Origin of the sequence: uncultured Paenibacillus sp. (assembly GCF_963515335.1) — a bacterium.
GTDB lineage: Bacteria > Bacillota > Bacilli > Paenibacillales > Paenibacillaceae > Paenibacillus_I.
Genome location: NZ_CAUPYC010000078.1, coordinates 1 through 17,721, shown reverse-complemented (window position 1 = coordinate 17,721; position 17,721 = coordinate 1). Strand labels below are relative to the sequence as shown.

At 48.8% G+C, this 17,721-nt stretch carries 14 protein-coding genes and 1 pseudogene; 1 reads left to right on the top strand and 14 read right to left on the bottom strand.

The annotated features are described in order from the left end of the window. The 13 genes and pseudogenes from RWM61_RS17900 to RWM61_RS17840 form a co-directional block, all read right to left on the bottom strand. Positions 1-204, bottom strand: a pseudogene (locus RWM61_RS17900) (hypothetical protein); the annotation flags it as partial. 149 nt (positions 205-353) lie between these two features. Beyond that, positions 354-1,127 carry a Cof-type HAD-IIB family hydrolase gene (locus RWM61_RS17895; protein WP_314003327.1) on the bottom strand — a complete coding sequence of 258 codons (774 nt, stop codon included), beginning with the start codon at positions 1,125-1,127 and terminating at the stop codon, positions 354-356. Between the two features lie 114 nt (positions 1,128-1,241). Beyond that, positions 1,242-2,885 (bottom strand): response regulator, encoded by a 1,644-nt coding sequence (locus RWM61_RS17890; RefSeq protein ID WP_314003325.1) that lies wholly within the window; start codon positions 2,883-2,885, stop codon positions 1,242-1,244. A 7-nt stretch (positions 2,886-2,892) separates the two neighbouring features. Beyond that, positions 2,893-3,723: a carbohydrate ABC transporter permease gene (locus RWM61_RS17885; protein WP_314003323.1), complete on the bottom strand. Its 831-nt coding sequence runs from the start codon at positions 3,721-3,723 to the stop codon at positions 2,893-2,895. Between the two features lie 16 nt (positions 3,724-3,739). Next, positions 3,740-4,666 carry a sugar ABC transporter permease gene (locus RWM61_RS17880; protein ID WP_314003321.1) on the bottom strand — a complete coding sequence of 309 codons (927 nt, stop codon included), beginning with the start codon at positions 4,664-4,666 and terminating at the stop codon, positions 3,740-3,742. A gap of 9 nt (positions 4,667-4,675) precedes the next feature. Then, positions 4,676-5,980, bottom strand: coding sequence for a sugar ABC transporter substrate-binding protein (locus RWM61_RS17875; RefSeq protein WP_314003319.1), 1,305 nt, complete (start codon positions 5,978-5,980; stop codon positions 4,676-4,678). 170 nt (positions 5,981-6,150) lie between these two features. Next, complete coding sequence (locus tag RWM61_RS17870) at positions 6,151-7,980, bottom strand: histidine kinase (RefSeq protein WP_314003317.1); 1,830 nt, start codon at positions 7,978-7,980, stop codon at positions 6,151-6,153. 3 nt (positions 7,981-7,983) lie between these two features. Further along, positions 7,984-8,820: a shikimate 5-dehydrogenase gene (locus RWM61_RS17865; RefSeq protein ID WP_399538955.1), complete on the bottom strand. Its 837-nt coding sequence runs from the start codon at positions 8,818-8,820 to the stop codon at positions 7,984-7,986. Between the two features lie 736 nt (positions 8,821-9,556). Continuing rightward, on the bottom strand, positions 9,557-10,600 hold the full coding sequence (locus RWM61_RS17860) for a tyrosine-type recombinase/integrase (protein WP_314003315.1): 1,044 nt from the start codon (positions 10,598-10,600) through the stop codon (positions 9,557-9,559). Next, on the bottom strand, positions 10,588-11,550 hold the full coding sequence (locus tag RWM61_RS17855) for a tyrosine-type recombinase/integrase (protein WP_314003313.1): 963 nt from the start codon (positions 11,548-11,550) through the stop codon (positions 10,588-10,590). Before RWM61_RS17855 ends, RWM61_RS17860 begins: the two co-directional genes overlap by 13 nt. Continuing rightward, positions 11,543-12,772: a site-specific integrase gene (locus RWM61_RS17850; RefSeq protein WP_314003311.1), complete on the bottom strand. Its 1,230-nt coding sequence runs from the start codon at positions 12,770-12,772 to the stop codon at positions 11,543-11,545. The genes RWM61_RS17855 and RWM61_RS17850 overlap by 8 nt, the downstream gene beginning before the upstream one ends. Before the next feature lie 552 nt (positions 12,773-13,324). Then, positions 13,325-14,683: an IS1634 family transposase gene (locus RWM61_RS17845; RefSeq protein ID WP_314003309.1), complete on the bottom strand. Its 1,359-nt coding sequence runs from the start codon at positions 14,681-14,683 to the stop codon at positions 13,325-13,327. Beyond that, the gene (locus tag RWM61_RS17840) at positions 14,650-16,644 is read right to left on the bottom strand and encodes an IS1634 family transposase (RefSeq protein ID WP_314003307.1); all 1,995 of its coding nucleotides are present in this window, start codon (positions 16,642-16,644) and stop codon (positions 14,650-14,652) included. Before RWM61_RS17840 ends, RWM61_RS17845 begins: the two co-directional genes overlap by 34 nt. Positions 16,645-16,827: 183 nt before the next feature. On the opposite strand from RWM61_RS17840, the gene RWM61_RS17835 reads away from it, so the two are divergent. Then, positions 16,828-17,058, top strand: coding sequence for a hypothetical protein (locus RWM61_RS17835; RefSeq protein WP_314003305.1), 231 nt, complete (start codon positions 16,828-16,830; stop codon positions 17,056-17,058). Positions 17,059-17,138: 80 nt separating this feature from the next. Here RWM61_RS17835 and RWM61_RS17830 read toward each other — a convergent pair whose 3' ends face one another. Next, complete coding sequence (locus tag RWM61_RS17830) at positions 17,139-17,576, bottom strand: hypothetical protein (protein ID WP_314003303.1); 438 nt, start codon at positions 17,574-17,576, stop codon at positions 17,139-17,141. Positions 17,577-17,721 lie beyond the last annotated feature (145 nt).

Here is a 17,721-nt window from a genome sequence, read left to right as displayed (position 1 = left end):
AGGGGTTAGCATTCTATGGAAGTGGCAGTTACCCACCCAGTAGCGCGAAGAGCCAACAAATTTTTGTCCATTCGCATCTTCTCTGATCCGTTTGCCAGTGTGCATATAATATAGGGGAGCGCCCGCATCCTTAGCTTTTTTCTTTACAGTTTGATGGGCTTTATCGAAAATTTCCTCAAGCTCGATACCGGTTTTTAAGGTCACCATCTTCACCCCTAAGTTTCAAAGCTGTTATTTTCTTATTATACAGCATAATTCAATACGGAGTTGCAGACATTTGCAGTGATGCTGCTCCCTTTATTGCACAATAATGCGCATCAGGCGGGATTTATTTTCACTGGAAACAGAACTGTTTACAGCAGCCCGACCATTCGCAAGCCGTGCCAAATGCCGCCATCGCCGACGTCTTTCGTGACGTGGTCGGCCGCTTTTTTCACAAGGTCCGGGGCATTTCCCATGGCAACGCTTGTCCCCGCGAATCGGAGCATTTCAATGTCATTGAAGTAGTCCCCGAATGCGTAAATGTCCGATCTGTCGATGCCGAGCGCACCGATCATTTCCTCAATGCCTTTCGCCTTCGAGCCCCCGAGAGGCAGCACATCCATCGAGAACTGGTGCCACCGAATGAAATCCAGGTCCGGAAACCGCTCGCGATACTTCGGCTCCTCCCCGATCGTGCAAAAAACCAGGGATTGATAAATGTCCCTGTTCCGGAAATATTCCGGGTCATGCGCCGGATGGGGTACCTTCAGGGTGGAGATGCTCTCCTCGATGTGCACATGATACTCCTTATTGCTTCTCATCGTGTCAAGATCCATGTAAACAAGCGGGTGCCCCTGCCCGTCGGCATATTCCGTCAGCTGCTGCAAAAGCCCGGTTCCGATCGGATTCTTAAAAAGCGGCTTGCCTTTCCATTCCACATATTGACCGTTGTAGCTGACGAATGAATCGATCCCGAGCTCGTCCCGAATGTCCTTGAACATAAACGGCCCGCGGCCCGTCGCGATCGCCACCTCATGCCCCTGCCGTTTCAGCTGTCCGATAGCCTCTTTCGTCGACGCCGGCAGTTTCTTGTCATGGTCGAGAAGCGTGCCGTCGATGTCAAAAAAAATCATTTTGCGCGCCATACCTTTCACCACTCCCTCTATCTATGCGGAACACAAAAGACCGAGCGCCCGCGGCTTCGGCATCGCGGCAGCTCATCCCGTTCCCACCATTCTAACACCTGCATGCGAAAAAGCCTATCGCTCTCCCGCAAAAGGAGCTTCGATAGACTTGTTTTGCTTGCGGTATTCATCCGGTGTCACGCCGAATTTGGTTTTGAACACACGGTAAAAATATTTCTCGTCCTTATACCCGATTTCGGCGGCGATCTCGTACACCTTCATATCGCGGTTCTCCAGCATTTCGACCGCCTTTTTAAGCCGCACCTCAGATAAATATTTCGTAAACGTTAAACCCAGATGGTTTTTAAACAGCATGCTCAAATAATTCGGGCTGAAATAAAGCTGGCGCGCCGCCTCGTCCAGCGACAAATCCTCCATGTAATGAGATTCGATATAGGCGATGCATTTCTCAATGATCATTTCATGCTTCCTGGTACGGCTGCTGTCGATGACCGACATGAATTGTTCGAGAATTTCCAGAAATTGTTTTCGGCAATCGGCGTAGTCGTCACAGGCCGTAAGCCTTCTCTCGATATCCGCCAGCTCCCGCTCATAATCCTCATCGCCGACGAAATCCTTGATAACCGGCGCTATATGATAGGCCATATGGACAATCGCCTTCGCCCACTGGTCGGGGTGGGGCAGACCGTTCTCCACAACGCGCCCGAACAGCTCCTCCGTATATTTGGAGAGAGCTTCCCGTTTCATTGTCCGTATGTGCTCTTTTATCACTTCTTCATCTTTCAGAAAATCGCACCGCAGCGGCTTGATCCTGCCGGCAATGCCGGTGTGGAAAATCACGTTCTCGTCCTTCAGAAAATAACGAAAATCGGCGGCCTCCAACGCCTCTTTACAAGAAATCTTCGCGTTGCTCAGAAAATCGCCGTGAATCCCGCCCACCCCTACCGTCACGGGAACGTCATACTGCTCGGACAACGCCCGGCTGTACGCATCCAGGCCGTCCGTCCGGATTCCCGCCGACACTTCGGAAGGCAGCTCCGCCGTCATCACGGTTACCATTGCCCGCTTATTTTCCGCGGGAAAAAAGGATACGGCCCTGCCGCCCGAACCGATCTGCCGCTCCAGGCCGGCCGGCATGCTGTTCCTCATCTCTTGCATCCTGGCCGCCGATAGATCCCCGGTTCCGGCGCCGCCGATTTTCGTCACAATGACCGCTCCGGCGCCGCCGAACGAAAATTCGCCCTGCAGCTCCTGCAGCCTGGATCCGGAAAGGCCGTTGCTTATCCATTCCCGGAGCAAGTGCTGATAATAAACGGATTGGCTGCTGTGCAGCTTCTTCCTGATCGTTTCGTGCTCCATGGCCAGCATTTTTTCTTTCCGGATGCTTTCCGCGACCTCCAGCAGCAAACGGCGAATGCTTTCTTCCTTCACCGGCTTCAGCAAATAGTCGAAAGCGCCGAGCCGTACGGCTCTCTGGGCGTATTCAAAATAGCGGAAGCCGCTCAATATGATGATTTTCGTTCCGGCCGCGGTTTTATTCATGCGCTCGATAAATCCGAAGCCATCCATGATCGGCATCTTGATATCCGTAATAACGACTTCAATCGAATCGGTCTTCACCAGCTCCAGGGCGGCTTTGCCGTTACTCGCCTCAACGACCTCGCAATCGGGCAGCACCTCGCGAATCATCTTGCCGAGCACCCTTCGCTGGATAGCCTCATCATCGACGACCATTATTTTGTTTAAGATGGGACTCACCTCCAGCCTAGCCTTTGATGCCCGAGCTTGTAATCCCTTGCACATAATATTTTTGCAGCAGCAGGAAAAGCAGAATGATCGGCACCGTGGTGAACGTCAGCGTCGCCATGATCTGCCCGTAAAAAACCGGCGGCAGTGTAAAAAAGGTCTGTATGCCCAATTGGACATTTCGCAGCGATTCGCCTGTCGTGACCAGAATCGGCCACATGAAGTCGCCCCAATGGCTGATAAAATCAAGAATAAACACCGTTGCAAAAACGGGTCCGGACAAAGGGACGACAATCGAAACGAATGTCTTCATCGTCGACGAGCCGTCGATCGAAGCCGACTCCAGTATTTCGTTCGGAATGTCCATAAAAAATTGCCGGAACATGAAGATACTGAAGCTGTTGGCTATGAAAGGCACGATCAGCGCCAGCCATGTGTCGACCCACTGCAGGTTGTTGACAATAAAATACAGCGGCATCAGGATACTCTCGAACGGAACGATCATAAGCGCGATGACCGCCGATAAAATAAATTCCCTGCCCTTGAAATGCAGCTTGGCGAGCGCATACCCGCAGATCGAATTGACCGCCAACCCGCTGACGGCGATGACCGACACGTAAAAAATGCTGTTATTCAAGTATTTGATCATCGGAATCCGGTCGAACGCCGCTTTGTAATTATCCAATGTAAAGTCCAGCGGAAGCAATGCTTTTATCGAGCTCAGATCCGCAAAAATCCGGGTTTCCGGTTTAAACGACGAAACGACCATCCACAGCAAGGGGGTTATGAACAAAATCGACATGACGATATTCGTCAGGTTAAGCAGCAGCTTTGCAGTGCGATCAGTCATGCGTATCGGCCCTCCGCTATTTATCTCTCAGAAATTTTTTCATGGAGAATGAGATCAATACGACAATGAGGAAAAAAATGACGGATACGGCAGAGGCGTAGCCCGCGTTCCTGAACTGGAAGCCTTGCTGGTAGATGAGCAGGGCAAGCGTTCTTGTCGAGTTCTCCGGACCGCCGTTCGTCATAATATAAGGCTGCACGAACAGCTTTACCGCCTGAATCGTCGTAATCGTCAAGACGAATACGGTCACGTTGTACAAGCTCGGAATCGTAATGAACCGCAGCTGCTGCCATCTGTTCGCTCCGTCGATGGACGAGGCTTCATACAAATCCTTCGATATGCCCTGAAGTCCGGCAAGAAATATCATCATCTGATAACCAGCCGCCTGCCACACGGACATGAATATAATCGAATACATCGCCTGATCGGCGCTTCTAAGAAAGGGCTGGTTCGGTATGCCGAAAAAGTTGAGCGCCGAATTGATTAAACCCTCATTCGGATTATAAAGGTAAATCCAGAGGATGGCGATAACGGTCATCGATGTAACAACCGGACTGAAGTAGACGATGCGATACAAATTTCGCGCCTTCAGCTGATGATTGACCAAGAGCGCCAGCATTAACGCGACCGCGCATTGGACGGGAACCACGATGGCGGTAAAATACAGCGTATTGAACAGCGATTTATAGAACAGGCTGTCTTGAAACAGGATCTTGTAATTTTCTAAGCCGATGAACTGGATTTTATCAGGCCGCAATAGATTGAATTTGGTAAAGCCGAAAAGGATTGCGAACAAAAAAGGCAGCACCAGGAACACAATCAGTAAAATGACGGCCGGCGCAATAAATGAATAGCCGACAACGGACTCTCTCCGCTTCTGCCGTCCCAGGGAAGCCGATTCCCGCTTCCGGTCCAGCGCATTCGTTACAGTGGCAGTTTGCATCTTTTCCCCTTATTCGGCAAAATTGCGCTTATATTCGTCATCATAGGTGGCGGCGACACTATCGAGCGATTTTTTGACTTCGGCGCCCATCATGATATCCGTCAATGCCTCAGCAAATTTTTGCGTCAGTACCGGATAAGCCGGGGTAACCGGTCTTGCGCGGGACACGGTCGTGACCTGCTCTTTAATGACGCGAAGCGGCAATTCATCGTATTCCGGCAAGCTTTCATAAGCCGATTTGCGGTTGGCAGGCATGCTGATCGACTTCGCCAGCACAACGGAGCTTTCTTTGTTGGTCAGCCATTTCACAGCCTCCGCCGCTTCCTTCGGATATTTGCTGTTTGCCGAAACCCCTACCGCCCAGCTGCCCGACGGCGCGGTTTGCGTGCCGCCGGCTTTTTTCGGGAAGTACGTGATGCCCCATTCCAGGTCCGGATAATTTTTAAACCCAGGAATATTCCACGGACCGCCAAGCTTGGTCGCCGCTTTGCCTTCCTCAAATTCCGTCGGTTTCGGATCGATATTGAACAGCTTCTCGTTAGCCAGCTTCTGCAGGAAAGACGCCGCCTCGACGCCCTGCTCGCTGTTGACCCAGCCCTCCGCTTCGGTCCCCTCCGGATTGACGATATCCGTGCCGTTTGAAATCCAGAACTGCTCGAACGCGTAGGTCATCCATTCGCCCTTGTCGTTAATCATGTTCGTTCCGAAAATGCCGTCTTTAGCCGTCTGCTTCATGACGTCGTACCACTGGTCCCAGGTCCAGGCATTCTCAATTTTGTCGGGAGGCGTAATCCCGTATTTTTCCATGATTTTCTTGTTGTAGAACAGCACCACCGACGACTCGATCAGCCCCGGGGCATAAAACTTCCCTTGGTAGCTGCCTTGTTGGACGATCGACGGCACAAAGTCGTTCATATCCTCTTCCGTAAAATACTCATCCAGCGGGATGATGATTTCCGATGCGGCATAATTTGCCACGTTCGGGCCGTCAAGCGCAACGACATCCGGCAGCGTGTTGGAAGCGACGGCCGCATTGATTTTATCCTCGTAGGCGAAGGAATTGCCCCTCGTAATCACCTCCATATTCAGCTTGATTTTACCTTCATAAGCTTTGTTGAATGCCTCCACCCGTTGTACATAGGCGTTGTCCTCTTCCTCGCCCGCTTGCGGCCGCCAGTAGGTAAGCTCCACCAGCTCGCTGCCTGTTTCGGCGGCGCCGTTCCCTTCCGGCCCGGCATTATTCGTTTGTCCTCCCGTGCCGCATCCGGCCAGCAGCGATGCGGCCAATAAAGCGGCGATGATCCCCTTTTTCATAAAACGGTTCCTCGCTTTCCATGATTTTGTTTACGCTTTCATAATAAAGGAAACTGCGCGCGCCATCCTACTCTAAAAATCGTAAATAAGTGGACTTTTACACTGAAAACAATTTCATGGGGACATGTATGACAAAACGATAGGCAAGAAGGGTTGGGCAACCCTCTTGCCTATTCGGGTCCGATGAGCGGCAGCACAATCGTAACGGCGGTTCCCTTATTCCTCCGCGATACGATTTGCACACCGTACTGATGGCCGTATTGCAATTTAATCCGCTGGTTCACGTTTGTGATCCCGATCGATTTGCCGAACCCGCCGTGATCGTCAGCCGTTTCGAGCACGCGCCGGATCGTTTCCTCCGGCATGCCTTTCCCGTTATCCGTAATGGAAAAAATTCTTTGCCCGTTCTCCATCCGTCCGGCAACGTTGATTTCCCCGCCCGTCTCCATTTCCTCAAGTCCGTGAATCAAAGCATTCTCTATAAAAGGCTGCAGGAAAAACTTCGGGACGGTATAGCGGTACAGGTCGGGGTCGATGTCATAGGCAACCGTAAATTTCCCCTCGAACCGATGGTTCATGATGAACACGTAATTTTTCAAGTAGTTTACGTCCTCGCCGAAATGGACCAGACCGGGAGCCTGCGCCGTATATTCCAGCATCTCGGACAGCTCCACCAGCATATTGCTGATCAAGGCTTGCTTGTTCTCGATCGCCAAATAATTAATAATGTTCAGCGTGTTATACAGGAAGTGGGGATTGAACTGAAAGTTGAGCGCCTTCAGCTCGGCCTCCATTTCTTTCAGATGGGTCTCGTAGTTTTCTTCGATCAAGGTTTGAATTTTATCGTTCATCTGATTGAATTTATGGATGATGACGTTGACTTCCGGCATGCCGGACGATTCGATTCTGGTGTTGAAATTCCCTTCGCCGATCCGGTTAATGCCGCGCAGAAGCTTTTTCAACGGCAATGTAATTCTTCCCGAAATCAAGGAAGCGAGCACGATCGACAAGACGATGATGATCACCATCGAATACATCGTGTAAGCGAACATGTTCGGGACGGTCTTGAGCAGATTGTCATATGGAATATAGACAGCCGACAGCCAGCCGGTGACATCCATCCGATCGAAGTTTACGACCATTTTTTGACCGTTGATGTTGATATATTCGGTGCCGCTTCCCTTTGACATCGCGTAACGGATCCAGTCCCGGCTTGCAGCAGGCGAATCGTCCGCCGCAGCGGAGCTCGAGACCACCGCACCGCCTTCTGTAAATACCTGATAATAGGAACCTTGCACCGACAGGCTTTCCTTGAAAGCCTGTTTAATCATCGATTCTTGAAAATTAACGATCAGAATCGGACGTTCGACGTTTTTATCCATCTGCCGAAGTATATTGTTCCGGATCGTTGAAACATTGATCAGTCGGGTAGCGGTAAATACATATTGATATTTGTCCGGCGACAAGGGAGCAGCGGAATAAAACTGCTCCAGCAAATCATAGGTGGGAATCCATGACGTGTTTTCGACCGATTGTTGACCGATCTTATAAATATTCGACATGGAATAATCCGTTTTCGGAATCCAGAAGTTTGGATTTTGACCGAACGTAAAATCCCTTGTAACCAAGTTGACCGAAAACATATCTTCCGAAGCGGGAAAATATTTTTGGAGAATCCTTGTGATTTTACGGTCATTCTCGTTGCTTAAATATTTGTCCTTCAGATCGGTTGCATTGAAAAATTGAAACAGCTCCTCGTCCAAATGCATGTTGATCGCGCTTTGCTCAACCCGCGCCAATTTGGCCTCAAGGGACTGGTTGCTCATCTTCACGAGCCCCAATGAGGTTTGGCTGGCGTTCGACAAAATCACCTCGGAGCTTTTCCTGATGTAGCCGATGCCCATGACGGTAATCGACAGGATGATCAGCGCGATGAACGACAACGTCAGCCGCGTTCTTAGACTGACGGCCGACAATGAGGTCAGAAACCGCCGTTTCATCGATCAGGAACGGGCGTGCTCTGCAGCCCTTTGGACCAGCTCGTCTTCGGGGCGCACGCCGGTATAGAGCACGAATTGCTCCAATGCCTGAAGCGCGATGACTTCCGCTCCCGTGATAACTTTTTTGTCTATTGATCTGGCATAACGGATCAAGGGGGTTTCCGGAGGAAGAGCGACGACATCGAATACGGTCTCGGCCCGGTCGATAACCTCGGGTGCGAAAGCGAGCTCCCCGGACTCCGGACCGCCGGCCATGCCGATCGGCGTCACATTGATGATCAGCCGGGGCTCGATGCCGCTGACGTCGCTTTTCCACTCGTAACCGCAGGTTTGCGCCAATTGGCGTCCCGCCGTCTCGTTCCGGGCGATGATATGCCCGCTGGGAAACCCCGCGTCCCGCAGCGCGCATGCCACCGCCTTGGCCATGCCGCCGCTGCCGCGCAAGGCGAACACGGAATCGCGCGATACCCGATGCGTGTCGAGCAGCTGCGCAATCGCTATGTAATCGGTGTTGTAGGCCCGAAGCCGGCCGTCGGTATTGACGATCGTGTTGACGGATTGAATGGCGGACGCGGATTCGTCCATTTCATCCAGGAGCGGAATGCAGGCCTCCTTGAAAGGCATCGACACGGCGCATCCCCGGATCCCGAGCGCGCGCACGCCGCCGATCGCCGCCTGCAAATCGCTCGTGGTAAACGCTTTGTAGACAAAGTTGAGATTCAGCTCATCGTACAGAAAATTGTGAAACCGGGTCCCGAAATTTCCCGGCCTGCCCGCCAGCGACATGCAAAGCAGCGTGTCTTTATTGATTTCCCTCGGCATACATCCACCCCGCGTCATTTGGTTATCCCCACCATTCTAGCATGCGCTGGAATAAAAGCATATCGCTGCTCCTCAACATCTTTTTGGAACTTTTGGTCATTTGAGTTGTCTATATATAGGAGGTGATAGAGGCAAGTCGAGGATGATTGTCTGATTTATTTGGTATACAACTGTCCAGTGACTTATGCACTGGTTCCCATGCCCATAAGGGCTTGAAGTGCACCCCTTAGAATAAACGTTGGAAAAACCGTGGTTATTCCAATGAATTATAGGGCCGCATACTTGCGCGATTATAAAGAAACATCTTCACTATTTATGAATACGTTTCGCTAAATAAATGGGATCTATTAGTAAATAGACGGTATAGTGAACTTATTTCTCTAATAACGAACTGACGGTAACTAATAGAGAAAACATTTCGTTAACGCAACCTTCCATGCGCACAGTAAATCGGAATAGAGAACGAAATTGCTTATTAGCGCACATTGTTCATTAACCCGTACCCTTTGCCGCCGTCTCGTTCTCAGACCGCCAAATAACGGGACTCAATCCGTGAGCTCGGCCGGGCCAGAAACGAAGATCGGCAATGGGTATACAATCGGGTAGGAGGCTGATTATTATTTAATCAGCCGACCTCCCACACCACTTATCCCGACAATATTTTTATCCCGACTTTCGCGTTTGATGTCACCATAATGTATTGAAAACACAAACGTTTTCAATACTATCGGCACCCAAAAGTCGGGATAATATTTTAAACCAATCCGTACAGCCTCTTTATCATCGATTCATCGTCTTGCCACATCGGCTTCACATCAGAACTGATCAAGGGATTGCTTTTGCTTGTAGCTTTCTCTATAGCCTCTCGTTTCATGTTCGTGTCGGCATATGCATAGATGAGCGTGGTTTCCAATTGAGCATGCCCAAGCCATTCAGAAACCAATGCTAGAGGCATACCGCCGCGGTACAAATGAATCGCTCTGGCGTGGCGAAACATATGAGGATGCAAATTTTCGGGAACAAGATTGCTCACAGCTCTTGCACTAACACCATAAGCTTTTATGAATTTTGAAACGTTGTCGTCAGACATTTTCTGTTTCACTCCTTTTCGGATTATGTAGAATAAAGGGTCATCGGTGATTTTCCCATCGCAAAATAAATTTACATATCTGTTGAAGTGCTCCACAGTCTTTTGCATAATCGGGACTATTCTGGTCTTTCTTCCTTTTCCCGTCACCAAAACATAAGAATTTTTGCCCGAAGCATGGATATCTGAAACTTTTAAATCAAGGATTTCCTGGTTTCTTGCTCCCGTATCATACAGCAAAATCATAAAAAACAGATTGCGTATGCCATTCAAAGTATTTATGTCGGGTTGGTCTAGAATGATCTTAAGTGCGTCTTCACTGAAATACTTGACCGACTGAGAGGAAGGCAACTTCTTAATCGGAACTTTCTGCACATCTGAGATGTATGTCGTTACCGTCATATCCATATTGCCGGCATATCTGTAAAAAGATCGTATACAGGACAGACGGTGGTTCCGTGTTGAAACGGAGCAACCGCGCGAATTTTCCAGCCAATCCAGGAATTCTAAAATGATTTGGCTTGTTATTTTTTCGAATGTAATTTCCGCTAAAGGTAGACCCGTCACACTCTTTACGTAATCGAAAAGCAGGTTCAATGCTTCCTTGTACGCCTTTACGGTGTTCTCACTGCAAGATTTCTGCTTTGGAAGGTACACGGTCAAAAAATCTCTTATCAGCCCAAATAGACGCTCATCCTTTACAACTCCCATGAAGACACCCCCGGAATCATATCTGAAAAGCGTTCCCAATCGATGGCATTTGTTTTAGTAAGACGCTCTGGGAGAAGGTGAATGTAATATGCCGTTGCGGAAAATTCGGAATGCCCCATATACGCTCTTAAATATGGCAACTGTGAATACAGGTCGATCCCATCTTCAATCCATTTCATCATTACTGCTGTTGCAAACCGATGTCTCAGGTCATATACACGTACCCGAGGGTGATGGTCACTGCCGGCAGTAGCAATACTCCACACCTTTAAAAACTGGCGAGTAAGCCATTTGGCGGAGTATGGATTTCCATCTTGGTTCTGAAAGAAGTATTCGTTTCCATACAGGAGATTGTCGACATATTTCCGGCATAAATTCAGCATATCGTCCGACAAGGGGACAAGCCGTTCCTTGTGTGTCTTGTTGCCGCGGATGAAAAGGAGTCCATTTTCCAAATCGACATCGGCTGTTTTTAATTCCCGGCCTTCGTTGGGTCGCAGACCGCAAAAGTAAATTAACCTGAGCAGTACCGGTAGAACACTGTGTCGATTGGGAGATTGCTTGTTCATTTCAAGCCTGTCTGCGGCTTCAAAAAGCTTGGTCAATTCTTCATCCGTGAAAATATATGGGGTATATTGTGGGGAAGAACCGGCAAGGCCGGAAGGGATAATATATGTGTGATCAGATGTTGCGTCAAGAAACTTCCCAAATTCCCGTAAAGTTGAGAGCCGACGACGATATCCTGATTGCTGCTCGGTTTTGCGTCGGATCCCCCAGCTTAATGCCAGCTCCTTGGTGAGTACCGTTTCCTGCGGGTAATTCAGGGCGCAATAATTGTCAAAGTCCGCAAGAAAACCTTCGTAAGTCGATCTCGAATAACCCAGAGACTCTTTGTATTCAAGGAATTTATCGATCATTGGGCCGTAACAACTTTTAAACAACCTACTCACAATGCACACCTCCAATACTTCCAAAATCCAAGGCGCACTGCCTCAACCCGGAAACATCTAGAGATATATACTGCTTCGTAGTTTTAATGCTGCGGTGTCCCAATATTTGTGCCACGGTCGTGACAGGCACGTCATTGACAACGAGAGTGGTTCCAAGAGTCCTACGCAAACCATGAAAAGTTCTTCCATCACCAATTTCGTGGTCGATCCCAGCCTTTTTCAAATACCGCCTGAAAATACACGCTATGGAGACCCCATCACGAAATTCCTGAAATGGAGCCAATACCCGCAGAAATAGATATGGAGAATCTGACAAAGGTCTGCCGCCCAGTATATAGTCTGCAATTGCATTCCCAACTAATGGAGTAAGAGGGAGCGCTAACGGGGTATCTGTTTTCCCTTGAATAATGCGAATTTCGTTGTTAGTCCAATCCATATCCGTCAGCTTTAACCGAGCAATATCCCCCGCACGCAGTCCGGTATAAGCGCCGAGAACGATTATTGCATAGTCTCGTTTACCCATTGCTGCAGATACATCTATCTGTTCGAGGACTCGATTAATTTCATTCGGATTGATACATGGCAGCACTCGTCTGTCACGTACCCTTGGTACAAAAAGAGCCGCTTCATATTTTATCTCAAGCAAATGATGCTCTCTCAAGTAGCTGTGGAATTTGCGAAGCGCTAAAACAACGTAGTCCATACTCCCGCGATGTTCCGGCGAAACATCAATGATGAACTGCCGGATGTCACCTGCATGAATGGAACTTATTCCGCTAATACCGTTTGAATCCAGATACGTCAAATATTTGCGTACAATTGAGCTAATGGAATTATTATTTCGGTCATTATAGTCCGAATTTTTTGAAAATGACGTAAATACTTCGGTATAGCACTTTGGAACATCGCTCTTTCCTGTGGGTTGCATTCGCCAAACAAGACACCCTGTTAAATAGAGTTCATCTAAGACATATACCCCCTTCTCGCGGAACCTCCTTGTTCTGGCCGATATCTGCCGTAATTCAAACAGCCTTTTCGTCACGGTCAAAAATTCCGCTGAAAGCTCAGTGTTGTAAAGCATCTCTTCATGTTCATCAAAAAACACTTTTACAGGATAAAATGCTCTGTGCTCATAGGCGATAATTGTACTTGGCTTGAGATTAAATGATCTCAATTGCTCCATAGCATTTTCGATCAACTGCGCTACTTCAATTTCTTTCATAGAAATCCCCCTGACTTTGCAATATTTTGCTGTTGCCAGGAGGATTATATAATCTAACCGCTGTTGGCGGAGGGATAACTTCAAAAAAATATTATCCCGACTTTTAAGATGGCGTAGTATTGAATTGCCTGTGCTCTTCAATACTTTATGGCGCATCAAAAGTAAAAGTCGGGATAACGATCTTGTCGGGATAAGTGGTGTTATCTTGAATTCGGAATAACACCACCGTACGTACCGTTCGGTATACGGCGGTTCCTAACCCACTTTTCGCATGAAAAAATTTACATATTCATAAATGAGTCGTCACCGCTTACTATTCATGCTGAAATCGATAAGCGGTCGCGTTTTTTGCGGGACAAAAATCCAATATCTACGCCATATCGACATGCTCCGGGCGCACGATCCCGTTGTCCGCTCAGCGGCTCGTTACTTCGACACTTTGCGTCGTATAAATCACCATTGAATACCCTGCCAAAGCGACAACTCTTTTCGCATTTTCGCCAATACGGGGAGATAGTGTACGCAAGTTTTTCCCCCTGCATTCCCGCCAACTCATAACGAGGATGGCGGGGTGACGCCCAGCTTTAGAAACAGTTCACGTTGTTTTTCCGTGATTTCACCGATTCGAAGATCGCGACCTGGACGCTCGAAGCATTCAATGCAGTCCAATTGGTCCAAAACGCCTTGAATGGTGTATGTTCCAAACAAGCTTTGTTCTTTCATTAGCTTTTTAATATAGGACAGATAAATGAGTGCCAGAAACTGAACAAACAACTTGCCTTCTAATGCGTGTTCGGAAGAGACCAGCATTCGACGAGCGCTGAGACGCTCCTTCAAATTTCCGAATGCCTTCTCCACTAAATCTTTGTTTCGGTATAGAGTCAGGGCTTCCTCCGGGTCCTTGATTTCATTGCTAATCAAGGCGAAATAGCCGTAGTTCTTCTTCGCTTCCTCAATGGCCGATTGCTTCGCTGTTATCTTTCTTCCCCGGATCGGTGTTTCGGAAACTTCAAAATATTTTTCGTACGCTTTGGCATGCTCCGGCTTCCGCTTGCCTTCTTGCAATTCTTTCTGCCAAGCGAGCAGTCTGCGGGTCAGCCGCAGCTCATCCTCTGCCGCCTTTTCACCATTGTAGTACAAATGAAGGTACAGTCGTTTTTCCGCACGGATCACGTCTCCTTTGTACGGACGCTCCTGTGTATAGTTCCATTTGATCGGAGTGCAAACGCCGAACACGTCGTAGGCTTCCAAGTAATTCGTCCATTCTCGAATGGATGGGCGGGTCTGATCAAGTTGTTCCTTGACATAGGCTAAGGACAGCTTGGCTCCCATCAAAAATTTGTAGTGATCTTTGTACAGGCTGTTGATGTTCGCCGCGCTGTAAAACCCTCTGTCCATAACCAGATGAACCTTGCGAAGCCCTAGAAATTCGATGTCCGCCAGCACATTCTTCACAGTCTGCACATCGCTGATGTTGCCGGAGAGCTTACGGTAGTAAAACGGCAGATTGGATTCTTGACCAAACAACAATGCCAAATTGAATTGTGGCAATCCATCCTGCTCTTTGTTCATCCCGTACTTCACTTGCTGCAAGCCTTCCGAATAGCTGGAAATCGATGTCGTGTCATACGCCCAATACTCGTTTTCGATTCTTCTCGCGGCCTGCAGGCGAAAAAAATGATATCGTTTCTCTTCCGTGATGGAGGCGAAGAGCTCGCTGCTGCGCTGGGAGGGAATGTCCGCCCCATGCGGATGCCGGTGCAGTGAAGCCCATTTCGAAAAGCGGCTAAGCGGACTGTCCGATTCCAGAATGAGATAGTAGGCAATCGACAACAACGATTGATAGTCATTCGGAAAGCATTTCTGCAGATCGTCGATCAGCCCCAGTTTTTCGCCGATCTTATCGAACAAATACGTAGCCCCGTAGAACCATCGGGCGACATCAACATGCGGAACTGGACCTCGTCGCGGCGCTGATGCCTTTTCTTGCGTTTCTCTTCGGTTCGTCCCTCGCGTTGGGACAATGTTTCCGGTTTGTTCGTCGATCCGGCCGATGAGACGGCGTTTCGAACGGGATTGCTGCTTTTCTCGATCCCAGTAGGAAATAGACTCGTAGGCGTATGTAATCCCAGACCGGCTATCTTTTTGACGAATAATCGCGATGGCGCTCCCCTCCAATCCTCGTTATGTATTATAACACATAACGAGGATTGGAACGAGCATTTTCTCCAACAAAATCCAGTAAAATCAAGGATCTGCATCTTTTTACCATCGTTCCTCGTTATGTGTTTCGGGAAGAAAGGTTTCCCGTCCACCGTTTGAAGCGTCAGTTGAATGCTTTGCAGCAGGGCCAGCAGCATCTCGGCGGTCGGCTTGAAGCTCTTGCGTTTGCCAGGCAGAATGAGCGGCTCGCTTTCCTGCTTTAAATTTTCGCGTACACGCCATTCCAGCACACCGTAAACGAGCAGCGCCATCACCATTACAATACCGAGCGCTTCAATCCGATGCGGTTGCTTTAGGTAAATCGCATCCAGGAATGACGGGTCTTTGAACAATCGAAAACGTGTCTCAGCCGCTTCTTGTCCCTTATAGCTTTGCAGCACTTTCGCGCTTGTCCAATGCTCACTTGCCGCGTGATTGGTCATGAGTACAAACATGCCGAGCTTGTGGCTCTTGGCGGTTACCGTCTCGTCGTTCATTCGAACGCCCAGGTCCATGACTTTCCAATGCGTTCCCGTCTGAAGCGATTCGTTCGCTTTCGGTCTTCCGCGCGTTTGACGGGGCTGTGTATACGCTTCCTCTTGTACAGCCAGATCGCAGATATGCCACTTCCCTTTCTGTTGCTTATGGAAGGCCTCAATCGCCTGCTGTGCATCATGCTTACAATTAAATCGCTCGGCTTGCAGACGCTGCAGTTGTTTGTTTATCGCCGTACGTTCCTTCGTGATCTGACGGCGCAGCGTTTCCGTTTGCAGCGCTTCGAGCTGGTCGGAGTGAACGACTACAAATCGCAAATCGTGTCCATACAGCGACCGGGCAAAAGATTGCACGTAATAGCGAGCTTTGCCCGTTCCTTCACTGAACGGTCCAGCGTTTTCCCAGTCGTTTTTCCACAGCGCTTCTTCTTTTAACTCGGCGCACAGGTCAAACGTCTCGGGCAATCGGGTAATGAACGACAGACCCTCCCGCATCATGAGGTTGATGTTGTCCATTGTTGCGAGCGCACTGTCCGCGACATAAGTCAGCCCGTCCCATTCTTCGTCAGAGAGCAGGGTACGGAGTCGAATAATGAAAGCGTGGTTCCACGTTTTATCGTCGAGGTTGCCATTTTCAACCTTGGCCGCTATCGGAATTCGCTGGGGCGTCACGCCGAGACCGAGGACGATTTGCTTAAGATCCGGACGTCCGTCTTTGTTGTGGCCGTAAGTGATGTTCAGATCGTCCCCGTTCTCGTAGTCACCGTGCACGGAAAATGAAGTGGTATCGTTGTGAAGCAGTTCCAACCCCATTCGCAGCTTCCGTACAGCTGAGAGGGCGAGCGTGGAATAGACTCTCCAGCTCCCGGCTTCATGGATGCGATCGAGTGTGCGGCTTAGCGCATCATCGTTAAAATCCGTCGCTGCCGCATCTGTGCCAAATAGCATCTCGACATCAAGGTCGGCGAAAAATTTTTGCACCCGGTATAACGGACGTCTTGCGCAGAGGGCATTGATGATCATCGCTTTGATATGCGTGCCGGGAGACTGTGTCCATTGCTTGCGATCCCATCGTACCATCTGATTGACGATTTGCTCGACGCCAAGCTCGTCGCATAGCGCAGCTAGCAACTGGCTTGCACCTGCATGGATTGGAACAACCGTTTCGTCCGCCACCGCCCATCCCCTCCATGAAAAGACGACTGTCTATTCTCATTCGCCTTCGAGAGGGAAAACACCTGTCATGTACGTATCAAAAATGAATTTTTACCAATTTATTCATGCGGAAAGTGGGTTATTTACCTTGGCCGGTTCCCGAAAAAAACAATTTGGAAGCAGGGCGGTTGGATCACGCTCTGGGTGCTGTTGTACATAATCGTCGAATATGTAAATCTCCGGTATCTGGATTTGATCGACCATTTTCATGGTTGGAATATATGGTGGTCTGCAGCATTTAATGTGATCATGTTTTCCATGCTGCTGCTGCATTACCGGCATCCTCTCTGGGCGTGGGCCGGATCGTTCGTCACGGTCATTGTGTTTTGGATTTTGCTGCGTGTTCCCATTTCCGTGCTCGAGCACAACCTTTGAAAAAGGCTCCGGTAATCGTGCCGGTAATATTTCCTTTGACGCCGGCTAAAGACGTTCCAGCAATCAGCGTCGCAGCTGCATTACTTCACTTCAAACTTAACGATCATGGAGTCTATCATATATTTATTATCATTTTTTTGATTATCTTTGCCGACTTTAAAGACAGCCTTGGCGATCGCTTTATACTGACCTGGTTTGTCGAGAACAAACGGATGTTTTTCAGATATCGTTTCTTTGGAAGGGAGTTTCGAGTTAACAAGAGAACCGTTAAACATCACATCCGGAAACTCTTCATCTTCTTTAGAAACAGCAATTCCAAACAGGTTGCCGGCATGCCAAATTTCATAGTCCTGCTCTGAATTGTTTTTTAAAATTGCCTCTAAATCAAATGACTCGCCGACTTTGATATTCTCCGGTACACGTAGTGATACCGAAAATTTTTCATCTGATGATTTATTAACAGTACATGCGGTCGAAGCGATTAACAAAAAACATATTAAAAATAACCCTTTCTTCATTAACATCATTCCTTCCACTGGTTTATGTATCTATAGTTTCGACGAAAAACCGTTTGTCTACATTTTACGGTAGACAAACGGTTTTTAGAAGTCAGTCACAGTACCACCCGTTCAACGGGTGGCTTGATTTCGCCCCTATAAGGGG